The following is a 17,667-nucleotide window of genomic DNA, read 5'->3' on the forward strand; positions in this document are numbered from 1 at the left end:
ATATTAGTGAAAAGTTGCTCTCATTAACGCTCTAGATTTCATAAATTGGCCATTAAAGTGCCTTTTCATAAAGGCGTTTGACGCAGCTTGTTTCATTGATTTGAGCTACTTTATTGCCCAAATACCGACCAACCGGTTTTTTGGGTAAGCAATTCCAAGGCTTGTGTGCCAAGTTTACTGTTGCCAATAGTATCTAAACCTGGGGACCATACCGCAATAGAAGCTTTACCAGGCGCAATCGCGAGTATGCCTCCACCTACGCCACTTTTACCCGGTAACCCAACACGAAAAGCAAATTCCCCAGAGCCATCATAGTGACCACACATTAACATCAGAGAATTAATACGTTTTGCTCTATCGGACGACACAACCCGATAACCTGTGATGGGGTTGTGGCCATTGTTTGCTAAAAATAACCCAGCGGTTGCAAGCTGAATAGTATTCATTGCAATAGAGCAATGATGAAAATAGGTGCCCAACACTGCATCCACCGGATTTTGAAAGAGGCCAAAGGATGCCATAAAGTGGGCCAAAGACGCATTTCTATCGCCAGTTAGCTCCTCTGAACGCGCCACTTTTTCGTCTATGGCGATACTTTCGTCATCCGCTAAATATCGCACGAACTGCAGTATTTCAGCCAAAATTTCTTTGGGCTGATGCCCTTGTATAATGGCATCAGCTATAGCGATAGCCCCTGCATTAACAAAAGGATTACGTGGTTTTCCGTGTTCATGTTCAAGCTGAACAATGGAATTAAAGGGGTCGCCAGAGGGTTCGCGGCCCACTCTATTCCAAACTCGTTCACCTAGTTTTCCTAGAGCTAGTGTTAAGGTGAAAACTTTTGAAATGCTTTGAATTGAGAATAAGGTTGATGCACAACCCGCGCTATAGACCGAGCCATCAGGTAAAGCAACACTGATGGCAAACTGCTTAGGATCAACACATGCCAATTGAGGAATATAACTTGCGACTATGCCTTTATCAGTTTTTGATGCCATCTGAGAAGCAATTTCATCGACTATTTTTTGCATCTTTGGCAAGCGCCTATTACTTAAATACACCATTCAAATCCGACAAGAAAAACTTGTAGGCTGGATTATCAGTTTGTTCTTGGTAGAGATAACCTAACTTAGCTAGGTGTTTATCAAATTCGCCACGATCAGCATCTGCGATATCAAACCCAGCAAGTACCAAACCTTCAGCAGCACCATGGTTACGATAATGGAATAGAGTGATATTCCATCTTTCACCCAAGGTATCCAAAAATTTCATTAAGGCACCGGGATGCTCTGGAAACTCAAAGGAAAATAACTTTTCATTAAGTAAGCTAGGAGGTCTGCCACCCACCATATAGCGCACATGCAATTTAGCCATTTCATTTTCGGATAAATCAAAACTTTTGTAGCCTTTACTACTGAGGGAGTCAGTCAGTTGCAGCAATTCTGCACGACCTTGTTTTAATTTAATTCCCACAAAAATATGCGCCTCGCGATCTGTGGAATAACGATAATTAAATTCGGTGATAGCTCGCCCACCTAACATTGCACAAAAATCTCTAAATGCACCGGTACGCTCAGGTATTTTAACGGCAATTACCGCTTCTTTTTGTTCGCCTAACTCACAGCGCTCAGAGACATAACGCAAAGTATGAAAATTAATATTAGCGCCACATAAAATACCGCCAATCTTTTTGCCTTGCATTGGATTGCTTTTAAGATATTTACGAATTCCTGCAACCGACAAAGCGCCAGCGGGCTCAGCAATCACACGAGTATCGTCGAATATATCTTTAATCGCGGCACAAATTTCGTCTGTGTTGACTGTGATCACTTCATCTACATATTGTTGGCATAAACGAAAAGGTTCTTCACCAATAATTTTAACCGCTACACCATCTGCGAAAATCCCCACATGATCAAGAGGTACAGGTTTACCAGCTGCCATTGCCGCCTGTAAACAAGCGGATTCATCAGACTCTACAGCGATGATTTTTAGCTCAGGTTTGAGCTGTTTGAGAAATACCGATATGCCGGAAATTAAACCACCACCACCAACTGCAATAAACAAGGTATCCAAATCAGGATTTTGTTCCAGCAACTCTCGGCCGATTGTGCCTTGCCCAGCAATGACGTCCTCGTCATCAAAAGGCGAAACCATAGTATAGCCCTGCTCTTTAGACAGGCGTAACGCTTCATCTTTTGCTTGGTCAAAGTTGGAGCCATGCAACACTACAGTAACAAACTCGCCACCAAATTCACGAACCGCTTCAACTTTAATGTCAGGTGCAGTGTCAGGCATCACTATTGTTGCATGTATGCCTTTTTTTCTGGCCGAATAGGCAACACCTTGGGCATGATTACCTGCCGAAGATGCCACCACGCCTTTGGCGAGTTGTTCGTCAGACAATTGGCTAAGCTTGTTATAAGCGCCGCGCAACTTAAAAGACTTAACAGGTTGTTGGTCTTCTCGTTTCAACCAAATTTCGTTACCTAAAGAAGCAGACAGCTTGTCTAACTTTTGAAGATCAGAATTCACCGCCACGTCATAAACGGGCGATAACAATATACTCTTTAGATAATCATTGGCTGAACGGGTCATTTAATCTTCCAATTTCGATGCATCTCGCACCGCACCTTTATCAGCACTAGTGGCTAACAAGGCATAAGCTTTAAGGGCAAGTGAAACTTTACGCACACGAGATACTGGTTTCCAAGGTCTAGCACTATTATCCATGTTCTCACGTCTGACTAATAAGTCAGCGTCACTAATATCAATACCAATCTTACGATTTGGGATATCTATTAGGATAGTGTCGCCTTCTTCAACTAAACCAATACCGCCACCACTAGCTGCTTCAGGTGCACAATGACCAATAGACAGACCAGAGGTACCACCGGAAAAACGACCATCAGTAATTAACGCACACTGCTTGCCTAATCCTTTGGCTTTAAGGTAGGTGGTAGGGTAAAGCATTTCTTGCATACCTGGGCCACCTTTAGGGCCTTCGTAACGAATAACAACTACGTCGCCTGCAATCACTTGATCGTCCAAGATAGCTTTAACGGCTTCATCTTGACTTTCATAAATACGTGCACGGCCAGTGAACTTATGAATAGACTCGTCAACGCCTGCAGTTTTAACAATACAACCATTTTCGGCAATATTACCAAATAACACCGCTAAGCCGCCTTCCTCACTAAAAGCATTGGCTCGGTTACGAATACAACCATTTACACGATCTGTATCGGCAGTTGGATAACGGCAATTTTGGCTAAAGGCTTTGGTAGTACGAATACCAGCAGGGCCAGCCTTATAAAATTCTAGGGCGTGCTCATTGGCGGGGTTAGTAATATCCCACTCGGCTATCACTTCACCTAGGCTTTTACCTAATACGTGGGGAGAATCAGCGTGTAATAGCCCAGCACGGTTTATCTCGGCTAAAATACCTAAAACACCGCCCGCTCTATGCACATCTTCCATATGATATTCAGGGGTCGAAGGCGCTACTTTACATAAATGCGGCACCTTACGAGATAACCTATCAATATCGTCCAAAGTAAAAGGTATTTCACCTTCAACAGCGGCTGCTATTAAATGCAATATCGTATTAGTAGAACCACCCATAGCAATGTCTAAGGTCATAGCGTTTTCAAAGGCTTTAAAGTTAGCGATATTACGAGGCAATACCGACTCGTCATTTTCTTGGTAATAACGACGACATAACTCTACGATTTGAGAGCCAGCTTGTTTGAATAACCCTTCACGGTCTGCATGGGTCGCTAACATTGAACCATTACCTGGTAAAGACAAGCCTAAGGCTTCAGTCAAACAGTTCATTGAATTAGCGGTAAACATGCCTGAACATGAACCACAAGTTGGGCAGGCAGAACGTTCGACTTGCTCACTATCTTTGTCGCTGACATTGTCATCAACTCCGGCGACCATAGCATCAACTAAATCCAGTTTGATAATCTGATCAGACAGCTTGGTTTTGCCGGCTTCCATTGGTCCACCAGAGACAAAAATGACAGGTACGTTCAAGCGCATAGAAGCCATCAACATGCCAGGAGTGATTTTGTCACAGTTGGAAATACATACTATGGCGTCGGCGCAATGAGCATTAACCATGTATTCAACAGAATCCGCAATAATTTCCCGAGATGGCAAGCTATACAACATGCCACTGTGGCCCATAGCAATACCATCATCCACTGCTATAGTATTAAATTCTTTCGCTACGCCACCGGCCGCTTCAATGCTACGGGCAACTAGCTGGCCCATATCTTTTAGATGCACATGCCCTGGCACAAATTGAGTAAAGGAATTGGATACAGCAATAATTGGCTTACCAAAATCCCCGTCTTTCATGCCTGTGGCACGCCATAGGGCTCTGGCACCCGCCATATTGCGTCCTTGGGTGCTGGTGGCTGATCGTAACTTTGGCATGGTATGTACTCTTTATTAATTATCTAAATTGATTAATTTAACTGTTAAGGCAAAAGTGCTCTTAACAAAAAACCCCTCGAACTTTCGTGCGAGGGGTTTAGTATTCTAACTCGACGTTAGCACTATCCCCGCAATAAAATAATCACTGGCCCTTGGGCTAGATGTGTAGTTACCGCTTTGAGCAAAAAAGTGTGCAAAAAAGAATAGGGCATCACATTACAAGTTTATGTATATCATCACTGACTATAGAAATAGCATGAAGGAGATATTTTGATCAAGCATTGCTATATGCCTTTTTAGAGGGTTATATACTCAACATAGATCATTATTATCATTCTCGGATCAACAAACAAACACTTTAGGGGGCATATGGAAACTTGGTTACATTGGGTAGATTTAGCAGGGGTAGGAGTATTTGCCATAGCAGGCACATTGATGGCTTACAAAAAACACATGGATGGTTTTGGGGTGGTAGTGCTCGCATCGGTTACTGCTGTTGGTGGCGGAACACTGCGCGACATGATTTTGGATTTACCAGTTTTTTGGGTACAAGACCCAAGTTTTTTCTATGTGATTATTGTCGCGGCTTTTTCCACTATCATTTGGCTACGAAGCAAAGACACCTTCCCATTACGTTATCTGTTTTTTGCCGATGCTATTGGTTTGGCGTTTTTTAATGTAATGGGATTGCAGAAAGCCCTAACTTACGGCGCAAATCCTCTTATCGCCGTTGCATTAGGCACTATGACGGGTGTATTTGGAGGATTAATCAGAGACGTGATTTGTAGAGAAATCCCAATGGTTTTAAAAGGTGAACTATATGCCACCGCCTGTGTTTTAGGCGGAGCAAGTTACATATTAGGCTTACAACTAGGTTTGAGCACTGTGAGTTGCATGGCTATAGGCTTCTGCATCACCTTATTCTGTCGTTTAGGCGCGATGAAATGGAATTGGCATCTCCCTGTATTTAATCCCCATGATTCAGTTAAGGATGAATAACTCGCAATTTTCAGATGATTAGCTAGCCTTAAAACTCACCTTGTTCGCAAATGGAGTTGCTTGATGTCTTTAGCAGTCGTTTATTCAAGAGCTAGCGTAGGTATTGATGCACCGCTCATTACTGTTGAAGTGCACTTATCTAACGGCCTTCCCTGCTTTAACCTAGTTGGCTTACCAGAAGCTTCTGTTCGCGAAGCCAAAGACAGGGTACGCAGTGCTTTAATCAACTCTGGTTTTGAGTTTCCCGCTAAACGTATCACAGTCAATTTAGCGCCTGCAGACTTGCCCAAAGAGGGCGGACGTTTCGATTTAGCCATTGCCATAGGTATTATCGCAGCAAGTAACCAACTCACCAGTAATCAGCTAGAAAATATTGAACTAGTGGGGGAGCTTGCTTTATCTGGAGAGATACGCTCAATAACAGGTGCCTTACCCTTTACTTACGCCTGCTCGCAAGCCAACCGAATAGCAATATTACCCGTCGACAACGCAGCTGAGGCGTCGTTAATTAAACACGCCAAAATTGTACCGGCCAATCAATTATTAGATGTATTCCATCATATTGCTGGACAACAAACACTTGCTCTATACCAAGCACTGTCTATAGAAAAACATGCTTCCTATGAAAATGATCTACAGGATGTTGTGGGTCAGGCCGCTGGTAAACGTGCATTGGAGATTGCCGCTGCTGGTGGCCATAATTTGTTGTTTACCGGGCCACCCGGCACAGGTAAAACTATGTTGGCCAGCAGGCTTATTACTATTCTTCCCCCCATGACAGATGAAGAAGCTTTAGCATCAGCGGCTATTCATTCGATTGTGGGCAAACCCGTAGATCCTGCGACTTGGAAACAACGAGCTTTTCGACATCCTCATCACACCAGCTCAGCAGTTGCTTTGGTGGGAGGGGGCAGTATACCAAGACCAGGTGAAATTTCTTTGGCTCACAATGGGGTATTATTTTTGGATGAACTCCCGGAATTTGACCGTAAAGTTTTAGATGTTTTACGTGAACCATTAGAGTCCGGCTCAGTCAGTATTTCCAGAGCCGCTAGACAAGCCCAATTTCCTGCAAGATTCCAATTAGTCGCGGCAATGAATCCTAGTCCAACCGGTAGTTTGAATGATGGGCGCAGCAGTTGTGAACAAATTTTACGTTACCTCAACCGTATCTCAGGTCCATTTTTAGACCGTATAGATTTACAAGTAGATGTGCCTAAACTACCCAGTAATGACTTTTCAGAACAGGTGAAAAGTCGTGGTGAAAGTAGTAAAATCGTGCGAGAAAGAGTTATTCAAGCCCACCTTTTACAACTAAAACGCTGCGGAAAAACCAATGCGCAGCTGGGTAGTAAAGAGGTTGAGAAATATTGCAAATTAGAAAAAGCAGAACAGCTATTTCTACAACAAGCAGTAGAAAAATTGGGATTGTCTTTACGCACCTACCACAGGGTACTCAAAGTGGCGCGCACCATAGCTGACTTGGCACATAGTTTAGACATTAACCGACAACATTTAGCCGAGGCCCTTAATTACAGGGCATTCGACCGGATGTTGGCACAACTAACTAATAATTAGTTTAAAGCTGCATTTGTTTGGCAATCATTTCTTTCATGATTTCGGTGGTACCACCGCCAATTGAAAGGATTTTTGCATCACGATATAGTCGCTCGACAATAGTTCCCTGCATGTATCCCATGCCTCCAAATATCTGCACCGCTTCTCGTGTTGTTTTTTCAGCCACGTCAGTAGCAAAGTTCTTAGCCATTGCAATTTCTTTGATTGGGGTTTGTTTAGCCTGAATTTTAGCGGCAACACTGTAGGTAAACTCTCTGGCGATTTCTACCTCAGTCGCCATATCGACCAACTTGTGGCGAATGACTTGATATTTACCGATAGGGCGGCCGAATGCTTCCCGTTGTTTAACATAGTTTAAGGCTTCGTCTAGGGCGAGCTGCGCTGTCATGTAAGCCATCACACATAAAGATAATCGTTCCCTCATAAAATTGGTGGCAATACATCGAAAACCATCATTTTCAGAACCAATTAAGTTGCTGACAGGAACAAGGCAATCTTCAAAAAACAGCTCGGCCGTATCACTAGCATGCCAGCCCATTTTTTTAAGCTTTTTGCCTACAGTAAATCCAGGCGTACCTTTTTCAATTAGCAGAAGGCTTATTCCACTATATCCATCGCCACCTGTTCGAACCGCAACAGTGTAATAGTCTGCGCGCACACCACTGGTAATAAACATTTTACTACCATTGACCCGATAATTATCACCTTCTTTAACCGCGCGAGTACGAATATTAGCCACATCGGAGCCAGCGTTGGGTTCGGTGATCGCCAGCGCACATATTTTTTCCCCGCGAATAACTTCAGGGATCACTTTTTCTTTAAGTTCATCGGAGCCCCAAATCACAATAGGCGGTAATCCAATATCAATAGAGCCTAAACTCGCCACTAATCCACCAGAAGTGCTTTTCATCATCGCTTCATTGGAGGCTATTTTCATAAAAATATCGCCTTCACCCGAGCCGCCAAATTCTTCAGGGTAACCTATACCTAAAAAACCTAACTCACCCGCTTTAGTATAAATTTCTCTAGGAAACTCACACGCCTCCTCCCATTCATCGATAAAAGGGGTGATTTCTTTAGCAAAGAATTTTTCGATGCTATTTCTAACTTGTTCATGTGTATCGTTAAAGTAGCTAATATTATTCGTCATTATGTTATGCCCTGTTTTTATTTTTACATGCTTGAATGATAAGTGATGAATTGGGTGAGTTTTTAAAGGTGTGTACAATTATGAAGCAACTTACCATACCAAGCAAGCGCTTGGTATTTTGATGTATTCGGTCAAAAAGTAATAGAAGGGGTAATTTAAATAGATTTAGCGATGACTGATTTAAAACAAACAAAGTATTTTAAGTCGGTTACACAAACAGCGAATTCACCACTTCACCGCAGTTGTTAGATAGATTTGCTCTACCAGCCCTTCGAGGGGTAAGTCACCATGTAAGTGATACCAATTAGCAGTTTCAATTAAGGCACCCCGTACAAAATGCCGTATAAAAAACGGTTCAACGTTAATATGACCAAGGGACTTGGCTTCGGTATAGATATTTCGATGAAATGCCTCATATTCGCCACGCAGCTTGAGGATTTCGGATTGACTCTCGTCGCTCAAAAATCGCCATTCAGCCGATAACAAGGTAAAACCAATGCCATTTAAGCCATGGATAGCTTCCAATTCACATCGCAGCAAAGCACGCATCTTATCTTCGCAACTATCTAGATCAGCAATCGTCAATTTCATACGAGCTAAAACAAGGTAAATCGCCTCAAGCATAATAGTGCGTAGGATACTTTCCTTATTCGCGAAATGATGAAATATACTACCCGATAGTATCCCTACCTCAGCGGCAATATCTCTTACAGTTGTTCGCGAAAAGCCTTTTTGCTTAAACAATGCGGCAGAGGCAGCCAATAGTCGCCCCTTTGCGGAGTTGGGCTCTGTGAGTAAACCTTCGCTTACTAGCTGAGGTATAAGCATTGTTTATTCCTAATGTTAGTCCGTACCAATCGACCACCCCAGCAACGAGGAATATCAACTTAAAATCCAGCGCATTATAACTAACCTCAACAACAAGCGCCAGCCACGCCCAAAGCGCTAGAGCGGCGAAGTAGGGGCCATAAATGATGTGGGCAAGCTCAATATCCACAATAATTTTAAACGAGTGCATTGACAACCAATCACTCGCTTGTTTATTGTAGAAACCAAAAACCAAGCGCTTGCTTTGGTGGAGTGTGTTATTTATTTTTAGAGATTATCAATATTCAAGGGAAGGAATGACAGCAGAATTATCATTGAAGTTATGATGCTGGAACATGTAATTGAAGCGAATACCAAAGGCTCCTTGAATCAATCAATGTCGATACTAGTGCCCAAGTGAAATCAAAATAACGGTTAGCTTTGGTTGCCCCAACAAGTGTTGATGAACAGGAATAAACAATAATTATCTCAAGCAAGTTGTTGATAACTGTGTATCAACCTTTAAGGAGGCAATAATGAAAAGCTCAGTACTAGAACAAAATCTAATTGAACGTGTGGCAATGGGTGATCTATTGCGACGTCGTAGTCGAGACAGTGCGCATCTGCCCGCCCTAATAGATTTTCATAAAGGCCAGCGCCGAGAAATAAGCTACGGTGAACTAAACAGTCGGGTCAACCAACTGGCCCATGGTTTTATTTCAAAGGGCCTTAAACAAGGTGACAAGCTTGCTTTAATTTCGAGTAATCGAAGCGATATGGTTATTGTATATTTTGCTTGTTATAAACTTGGTGTAGTTGTTGTTCCCATAAACTTTATGCAAAGTGCCGATGACATCCGTTACAATTTTGAACATAGTGAGAGCGTCGCGATAGTCTACGAAAATACTTTTGCTGAGCTGGTTTTACCCTGTATCAAAGGCAACGCCAACATTAGGTTTACCACTCAAATCGGGGCAGATAACGGCGACGCAGATTATTCCTTAGACGAATTAATTACCGGCCAAAGCGAGAGTGAAATTGAAGACCGTATCATTAAAGATCGTGATACCGCACACTTGATTTACACTTCGGGCACAACCTCGAGACCTAAGGCGGTAGAATCCTCCCACCTTGCCCTAATGTTAGCAGCACTGACCTTCAGCATTGAGTTGGAAGTCGCCAAACAAAATAGATTATTGGTAGTTTTGCCATTGTTTCATTGCGCCGCACTGTCTGTCATGTTCCCAACCTTATTGCGAAGTGGTTGCGTTGTGATCCACGGGGCTTTCGACCCAATGTCGATTCTTGACAGCATTGAACAGGAAAAAGTAGACACTGCTGGGTTTCTTCCGATGATGTGGAATGCCTTACTGGCCACACCTGATATCGAAAGACGTGACTTTCGTCACTTTAAAACGGGTATCTACGCTATGGCATCAATGGATGTTCAAATTTTAAATCGAGTCAGAGAAGTCTTTGGATGCCTTATGCATTTAGGTAGCGGACAAACTGAATTTGCCCCTTCAGCTTGTTTATATCGCGATAAAAGTTCGACTGAATTCGACGAAGGTAATTATTGGGGAGTGCCTGTTTGCACTGTAGATCAAGCCATTATCGACGAACACGGCAATGAACTTCCACAAGGAGAGGTTGGTGAGATTGTATGGCGTGGCGCTCAAGCGATGAGTGGCTATTTCAAGAACCCAGAAGCTTCGGCACAAGCCAGTCAGTTTGGCTGGCACCACAGTGGTGACCTAGGTTTAATCGATAATGAAGGTCAATTGTTATTTATAGACCGTAAAAAAGACACCATTAAATCCGGTGGTGAAAATGTATCATCTCAGAAGGTTGAACAAATTTTGGAATCCTTTGAAGGTGTCATGCAAGCCGCCGCTTTTGGTGTAAGCCATCCCCATTGGAGCGAAGCAGTTTGTGCCTGTATCATTGCAACTCCTGATGTTGAACTGAATGTGTCCGAAATAGAGCAACACTGCAAGGATCATCTAGGTAAATTCGAAATACCTAAGGCCATTTTTATATGCCAAACGTTACCAATGACAAGTACGGGAAAAATTCGTAAAGTAGAATTGCGTCATCAATATAGCGATATATTCAAAGACGCTAAAAGTTAAGTCTATGCTAGGGGCTTACAGCCCCTTTCATTTTTTGAATAGCTCACGAAACAAAACTTGTATAGCCGGCTCATTGGCTCTTTTTTGTAAACAACACCAGCTCCCGAAGGAACTAAAAAACGCATTTGGACTCAGGGAGCAGTTGAAAATTAACTTGTCTATTTTATAAAACCTCTTTGTTATTCGTTGTGAGGTTCGATATTTTTATATTTAGCGATAGAGACAGTGGACTAACTCCACATTTTTTCCCTTGTCGCTTATCCAATGCCAATAGAAAACCAGACCTGTAATAGTCAATCTCAATGATAGGCCAAGAAAGAAACTAGATTCAGCCAAATTAATGGCTGAACACATGGTGGCTATAGCTGCTTAGGGGTTATGCACTTAAACCTTGAAGCTAGGCGTAACAGCTTAATTTTATTATGATGACTGTCTCACTAATTTGCTAATTGCTCTGGTGCAGAAAACTTTGAAACTGCGCTGGCCGCCACGGTAAAAGGTTTAGAATAACTTAAAAACGAATCAGCCAATTTGTTGTATCACTTGATTGGTTTACTGCAAGCCAGTGACTTGAGTTTAAGTGATGTGGTTGGGGTATTACGCCGGCATCATAAAAAATAGCGATAGCGGTGATCCCAATTAGGAAGGAAACAATAGGCTTTTTAAACCAATATCAAGTTATGCGAGATATTCTTACCTATATACAAAAAGCCCCTTAACTAAGGGGCTTAAACATACTTTTTCTTTATTTACATGGAGGTTAAACGTTTTTACGACGACGTAGCATGCCAGTTCCAAATAAGGCTAACCCAAAAATTGCGAGGGTGGAGGGTGCTGATACAGCGTTCACATTTGGAATAAATGCGGTTCCTAAGTTGCTTGATATATTGAGTGTAAAATCCCCAGCGTCAGTATTTCCAAACCCAGAAGTAACAACATAATAGTTTACCCCTGCTGACAAAGCCACGCCATTAAATCCAGATAATCCTATAACAGGAAAATCATCGTTGCCAATAATCACGTTAGTTAATTGATTTAAAGAATCGAAAGAATCTTGATAAAGGAAGAGATAATTATCCCAACTAGCTGGATTATTTGCTGTAGATAAAAAATCGTAAGTGGTGCTTACATCGACTTGAAATAAAATAACGTCATAGGCAACTGCAGTTCCAACTCCAGAGACCCCTGTAGGAGGATTGCCAGCAATAAGACGATTCCAAGTGGGATCACCTAAAGTAGAGCCATTGATACTGATAAATCCGGCTGAGGCAGCAAAAGGTAAGGCTATACTACACACCAAAATGGTTGCCTTTAACAGTGAACGAAAAGCATTGCATGAATAGATGTTAAACATTGAGTATTCCTACTTATTGATGATTGAAATCAAATAAAAGCATAAATCACGCCAACCACACAATAACCATCAATATCAATAACTTAACTAGGGAATAGATTTTATAGTTAACGCTAGTGTAAAATTATCTGACATTCAGAGTGACAAAAAGATTACTTAACATCAAAGTGATTACCTCAAAAAGCCTTATTTGCCCATAGCTAGGCATTCTAGTAACTAACTACTTATTTTCTTAGTGCGCGCAGCACATAAATGTAGCGGTTAAGCTATGTCTTATCCCACAGCGAAAAAAACAAAGCCGATGCTTTATAACCCTTGCAAATAACTCATTCTCAACTTGGGTGTTCCCCAAACTTCCTTGTGTTTTGGGCTTGTAGTTTTATCCAGAAAGTTTACACTGCTGGCTACTTGTCGGAGTGCCCTCGAGGCTGAGACCGTTATTATACGGGATCCGTTGAACCTGATCAGGCTAACACCTGCGTAGGAAACAAAAGTAACCCATAGTTTAATAGTTAACTTTATTTGTTATATATTAAACTTAAAGCCCCTAGGTGAATTGGTCATCTAGAGTGCGAATAAATTGGGTTACACAACACTTCTGACAAGCAAATATCCTCTTAACTAACGAGATTTTGCTATGTCTACTCAATTAACTCGCCGTCAACGTCGAGAACAAGCCCAAGCATTTATTGCTAATTTACAACACCAGTCTTACCCCAACTCAACCCGTATTTATCTTTCTAATCCAGAAGGTGATGTACATGTTGGTATGCGAGAAATATCCTTAGGTGACTCCATTATTGGCGGCAGTAAGGACACCCCTGACTTCGCCAAAAATGAACCTATCCCAGTTTATGATACTTCTGGTCCTTATACCGATCCAACCATCAGCATTGATGTGAATAAGGGTTTACCAAAATTACGCAGTGCGTGGATAGATGAACGTCAGGATTGCCAAACTTTAACGAGTTCAAATGCCAATTACACCCAACAACGATTATCTGACGACACCTTAGATGAACTGCGTTTTGAGCACCGACCTTTACCTAAAATATCTAAAGAAGGGCAGTGTGTCAGTCAAATGCATTATGCCCGTCGCGGTATTATCACCAAAGAAATGGAATATATTGCCATTCGCGAAAACATGGGCCGTCAACGCATAACTGACGAGATATTACTGCAACAACACCCCGGAGAATCTTTTGGCGCTAACCTGCCAGAACAAATTACGCCAGAATTTGTGCGTCAAGAAGTGGCCCAAGGTCGAGCAATAATTCCAGCGAATATCAATCACCCCGAAAGCGAACCTATGATCATTGGGCGTAATTTTTTAGTTAAAATTAACGCTAATATTGGTAACTCGGCGGTAACTTCGTCTATCGAGGAAGAAGTAGAGAAACTATTATGGTCTACCCGCTGGGGCGCAGACACCATAATGGATTTATCCACTGGCCGTAACATTCACGAAACCCGTGAGTGGATCATTCGAAATTCTCCGGTGCCTATTGGCACAGTACCTATTTACCAAGCACTGGAAAAAGTCAACGGCATTGCTGAAGATCTCAACTGGCAAGTGTTCTACGACACCTTAGTCGAGCAAGCAGAACAAGGTGTGGATTATTTCACTATTCATGCGGGTGTATTGCTGCGTTATGTACCTATGACAGCAAAACGTGTCACCGGCATTGTGTCTCGTGGCGGCTCTATCATGGCTAAATGGTGTTTATCTCACCATCAAGAAAGTTTTTTATACCTGCGCTTTAGAGAAATCTGCCAACTATGCGCCCGTTACGATATCAGCCTTAGTTTGGGTGACGGCTTACGTCCGGGCTCCATTGCAGATGCCAATGATGAAGCACAATTTGCCGAATTACACACCTTGGGTGAGCTAACCAAAATCGCTTGGGAATACGATGTTCAAGTGATGATAGAAGGTCCAGGACATGTGCCAATGCATATGATCAAAAGGAATATGACCGAAGAATTGGAGCACTGCCACGAAGCGCCATTTTATACTTTAGGCCCACTGACCACTGATATTGCTCCTGGTTATGATCATTTCACCTCTGGTATTGGGGCAGCCATGATTGGTTGGTTTGGTTGTGCCATGTTGTGTTATGTCACTCCCAAAGAACACTTAGGTTTACCAGAAAAAGAAGACGTAAAAGAAGGGCTAATCACTTACAAAATTGCTGCCCATGCTGCCGACTTAGCCAAAGGCCATCCCGGTGCGCAGATCAGGGATAACGCTTTATCAAAAGCCCGCTTTGAATTTCGCTGGGAAGACCAATTTAACTTATCTCTTGATCCTGAAACCGCTCGGGACTATCACGATCAAACCATTCCTCAAGAATCTGGCAAAGTGGCGCATTTTTGCTCTATGTGTGGACCTAAATTCTGCTCTATGAAAATAACGGAAGAAGTCAGAGCTTATGCAGCCAACCTAGAAAACCAAGAAAAAATCGCCATAAAAATGGTGGATATGCAAGGCAATACTCAAGCCGTACACACCAGTCAAAAAGATATAGACCAAGGCATGCAAAACATGTCGCAAGTGTTTAAGGAAAAAGGCAGTGAATTATATCACCGTGCCGACCAAGTGCTTGAAAAGGAAAAGATTTAGTGGGCTCACCCATTAATAAACCTGTATCAATGGACCACTTAAGCGACACTCATACTAAACACAGGCCACCGCCCGTCATTTGGTCGGTGGCGGGCAGTGACAGCAGTGGTGGCGCGGGCATACAGGCAGATATTAAAACAGCCCATGACTTTGGTGTACATGCCGCTACAGTGATCACTGCTGTCACGGCACAAAATAGTCTAAAGGTGAGTCACATTGACGTAGTGTCTGAGCAGAGTTTTACTCAGCAATTTGCCAGCCTGCGAGAAGACATACCACCAGCTGTTATAAAGATCGGTTTGTTAGCATCTGTTGCCCAAGTTAACACTTTAACCACCTTAATATTAAGCTTTACCGCTACCTGTTCTGCTACACAACCCCGTCCCTTTGTTGTTTTAGATCCTGTTCAAGTTGCTTCAACAGGCGACGTAATGGCTGGGGAAGATGTCACTGCTGCAATCAAAAATACACTTTTGCCGTTAGTGGACTTACTGACCCCAAATCTAGTGGAGTTAGCTTGTTTAACTAGCAGTGCCTGTGGCGAGTTAACTAACGGTGGCGATGTAGACGCACAAAAAACAGCGGCAGAATATTTACTCAACCAAGGCTGTAAAGGCATATTAGTCAAAGGCGGCCACGGCAATAGCCAGTATGCTATCGATAGATATTACGGCGCTGGGCACGCATTTAGTATGAGCTCTATGCGTCGAAACACCCCGCATACACATGGCACTGGGTGCACACTATCATCAGCTATCAGTGCAGCAATAGCCAAGGGATATCAATTAGACGATGCTCTTGTTCTAGCCAAGGCCTATGTCAATCAAGGTATTAGATTAGCCTATCCTTTAGGCCAAGGTACTGGACCTGTAGCACATGGTGGATGGCCTGAGCAGGTGGCTGATTTTCCGGATATCAGCACTATCGACAACTCAACGCCTAAACATCAGCAAACAGGATTTTTACCCTGCAACAAGCAGTGGTTGGCTTTATACCCTGTGGTACCAGATGTGAAATGGTTAAGCCGGTTATTACAAGCGGGAGTCAAAACAATACAATTACGTATTAAAAATCCCGCAGCAGCTGACTTAGAAACTCAAGTTAGTGAAGCCGTGATCTTGGGCCGGCGCTATCAGGCACAAGTGTTTATCAATGACTACTGGCACCTGGCAATTAAATACCAAGCCTATGGTGTACATTTAGGGCAAGAAGATCTCGCCCTAGCAGATTTGCAGGCGATAAAAATAGCGGGTTTACGTTTGGGTATTTCCACTCACGGATATCATGAGTTGCTCATAGCCAAACAGCTCAAACCTTCATACATCGCCCTTGGACATATCTTTCCAACCCAAACCAAAGAGATGCCGTCTAACCCACAAGGTCTAGATAACCTAAAGCGCTATGTGGGTTTATGTGAAGGTATGCCGACTGTGGCTATTGGTGGTATTTCAGAACAAAGAGTGGACGCTGTGCAACAAACTTCGGTTGACGGTATCGCCATGGTGTCTGCTATTTTACAAGCACCCAATTGGCAATCGGTAACCCACACACTACTCAAAAAATTACTGCCAACGGCTAATGATTCTGTTGGGGAGGGTCAGCCATGAACGTCGCACTTTCCCAGCCAGAGCAGTTACGTTACGCACGGCAAATGTTACTGCCAGAATTAGGCGAAAATGGTCAGTTACGCCTAAAACAGGCACATGTGTTAATTATTGGAATGGGCGGATTAGGTTGCCCAGCCGCTATGTATCTGGCTGCAGCGGGGGTTGGCAGTTTAGTCATTGTCGATTTTGATACGGTTGAACGCAGTAATCTACATCGTCAAATTTTATATCAAGAACACCAGATTGGCCGCAATAAAGCACAACAGGGCGCAATTAACTTACATGCCATGGCTCCCGATGTGAGTTATCAAGTGGTGAGAGAGAAGGTCACGGCTGATAATGTTTTTAGTCTGGTAAGTAATGTTGATTTAGTACTGGATTGTACTGACAACATCCATACTCGTTTATTGATCAATCAGGCTTGTGTGAACTTACAACGTCCGCTTATCAGTGGCGCAGCTATTGGTTTTAAAGGCCAATTGCTGACTCTCCCCATGACAGTAAATTCACCTTGTTATCAATGCATCTACCATTCTACTCCTGACGATCAGAGTAGTTGTCTACAAGACGGTGTGATGGGCCCATTAGTAGGAGTCATTGGCAGTATGCAGGCTTTACAAGCTATTAAATATCTCAGTCAAATAGGATCGCTACACCAAGAAGCTAAGTTGCATAGATTCAATGCCATAGACATGCAATGGCAAAATTTAGCACTCACAGTAGATCCAAACTGCCCCGTTTGTGCCGGCAAACCTTTAAGGAGCAAAGATGCGTATTAAATTAAATAATGAAATTGTTGAGATCGAGTCAAGCTTCACTTTGCAAATCTTGCTAGATAAATATCAAATATCTGAAACGGGTTTAGCTGCAGCAATTAACGACACTGTCATACCTCACTCAAGTTGGGCATCAACAACATTAAGTGAGCATGATGAAATCACTTTATTTCAAGCTATAGCAGGAGGATAAAC

Annotated in this window: 13 protein-coding genes, 1 pseudogene and 1 riboswitch; of the genes and pseudogenes, 8 read left to right on the plus strand and 6 right to left on the minus strand. The window is 42.8% G+C overall.

From position 1 onward, the window contains the following. Window positions 1–110: 110 nt before the first annotated feature. Genes GARC_RS04725 through ilvD form a run of 3 tightly spaced genes read right to left on the minus strand, consistent with a single transcriptional unit; the run spans window position 111 to window position 4,446 of the window. Window positions 111–1,031 carry a glutaminase gene (locus tag GARC_RS04725; protein WP_007617315.1) on the minus strand — a complete coding sequence of 307 codons (921 nt, stop codon included), beginning with the start codon at window positions 1,029–1,031 and terminating at the stop codon, window positions 111–113. A gap of 16 nt (window positions 1,032–1,047) precedes the next feature. Beyond that, complete coding sequence (gene ilvA, locus GARC_RS04730) at window positions 1,048–2,598, minus strand: threonine ammonia-lyase, biosynthetic (protein WP_007617317.1); 1,551 nt, start codon at window positions 2,596–2,598, stop codon at window positions 1,048–1,050. Further along, a complete protein-coding gene (gene ilvD / locus GARC_RS04735) occupies window positions 2,599–4,446 on the minus strand; it encodes a dihydroxy-acid dehydratase (RefSeq protein WP_007617319.1) in 1,848 nt (615 codons plus the stop codon). Between the two features lie 369 nt (window positions 4,447–4,815). On the opposite strand from ilvD, the gene GARC_RS04740 reads away from it, so the two are divergent. Both GARC_RS04740 and GARC_RS04745 read left to right on the plus strand, forming a co-directional pair. Then, window positions 4,816–5,445: a trimeric intracellular cation channel family protein gene (locus GARC_RS04740; RefSeq protein WP_007617322.1), complete on the plus strand. Its 630-nt coding sequence runs from the start codon at window positions 4,816–4,818 to the stop codon at window positions 5,443–5,445. Between the two features lie 63 nt (window positions 5,446–5,508). After that, on the plus strand, window positions 5,509–7,023 hold the full coding sequence (locus GARC_RS04745) for a YifB family Mg chelatase-like AAA ATPase (RefSeq protein ID WP_007617324.1): 1,515 nt from the start codon (window positions 5,509–5,511) through the stop codon (window positions 7,021–7,023). 1 nt (window position 7,024) lies between these two features. On the opposite strand, the gene GARC_RS04750 is transcribed toward GARC_RS04745, so the two are convergent. Continuing rightward, window positions 7,025–8,173, minus strand: coding sequence for an acyl-CoA dehydrogenase family protein (locus GARC_RS04750; protein WP_007617326.1), 1,149 nt, complete (start codon window positions 8,171–8,173; stop codon window positions 7,025–7,027). A 225-nt stretch (window positions 8,174–8,398) separates the two neighbouring features. Then, window positions 8,399–9,001, minus strand: a complete 603-nt coding sequence (locus GARC_RS04755) for a TetR/AcrR family transcriptional regulator (RefSeq protein WP_007617329.1) — start codon at window positions 8,999–9,001, stop codon at window positions 8,399–8,401. 515 nt (window positions 9,002–9,516) lie between these two features. Between GARC_RS04755 and GARC_RS04760 the strand changes: the two genes are divergently transcribed. Together GARC_RS04760 and GARC_RS27165 are read left to right on the plus strand one after the other, a co-directional pair. Continuing rightward, complete coding sequence (locus tag GARC_RS04760) at window positions 9,517–11,112, plus strand: class I adenylate-forming enzyme family protein (RefSeq protein ID WP_007617331.1); 1,596 nt, start codon at window positions 9,517–9,519, stop codon at window positions 11,110–11,112. Window positions 11,113–11,568: 456 nt separating this feature from the next. Then, a pseudogene (locus GARC_RS27165) lies at window positions 11,569–11,733 on the plus strand (pyrophosphohydrolase domain-containing protein); the annotation flags it as partial. Window positions 11,734–11,872: 139 nt separating this feature from the next. On the opposite strand, the gene GARC_RS04765 reads toward GARC_RS27165, so the two are convergent. Further along, window positions 11,873–12,466 carry a PEP-CTERM sorting domain-containing protein gene (locus GARC_RS04765; RefSeq protein ID WP_007617333.1) on the minus strand — a complete coding sequence of 198 codons (594 nt, stop codon included), beginning with the start codon at window positions 12,464–12,466 and terminating at the stop codon, window positions 11,873–11,875. Window positions 12,467–12,868: 402 nt separating this feature from the next. Next, window positions 12,869–12,970, plus strand: a riboswitch (TPP riboswitch). Between the two features lie 133 nt (window positions 12,971–13,103). Here GARC_RS04765 and thiC point away from each other — a divergent pair. The 4 genes from thiC to thiS are packed head-to-tail and all read left to right on the plus strand — an operon-like array spanning window position 13,104 to window position 17,665. Continuing rightward, complete coding sequence (gene thiC, locus GARC_RS04770; protein WP_007617334.1) at window positions 13,104–15,089, plus strand: phosphomethylpyrimidine synthase ThiC; 1,986 nt, start codon at window positions 13,104–13,106, stop codon at window positions 15,087–15,089. Then, on the plus strand, window positions 15,089–16,696 hold the full coding sequence (gene thiE, locus GARC_RS04775) for a thiamine phosphate synthase (protein ID WP_007617335.1): 1,608 nt from the start codon (window positions 15,089–15,091) through the stop codon (window positions 16,694–16,696). Before thiC ends, thiE begins: the two co-directional genes overlap by 1 nt. Continuing rightward, a complete protein-coding gene (locus GARC_RS04780; RefSeq protein WP_007617336.1) occupies window positions 16,693–17,475 on the plus strand; it encodes a HesA/MoeB/ThiF family protein in 783 nt (260 codons plus the stop codon). Before thiE ends, GARC_RS04780 begins: the two co-directional genes overlap by 4 nt. Further along, window positions 17,465–17,665 carry a sulfur carrier protein ThiS gene (gene thiS / locus GARC_RS04785; RefSeq protein WP_007617337.1) on the plus strand — a complete coding sequence of 67 codons (201 nt, stop codon included), beginning with the start codon at window positions 17,465–17,467 and terminating at the stop codon, window positions 17,663–17,665. The genes GARC_RS04780 and thiS overlap by 11 nt, the downstream gene beginning before the upstream one ends. Window positions 17,666–17,667: the final 2 nt, after the last annotated feature.

Source organism: Paraglaciecola arctica BSs20135, assembly GCF_000314995.1.
Classification (GTDB): domain Bacteria; phylum Pseudomonadota; class Gammaproteobacteria; order Enterobacterales; family Alteromonadaceae; genus Paraglaciecola; species Paraglaciecola arctica.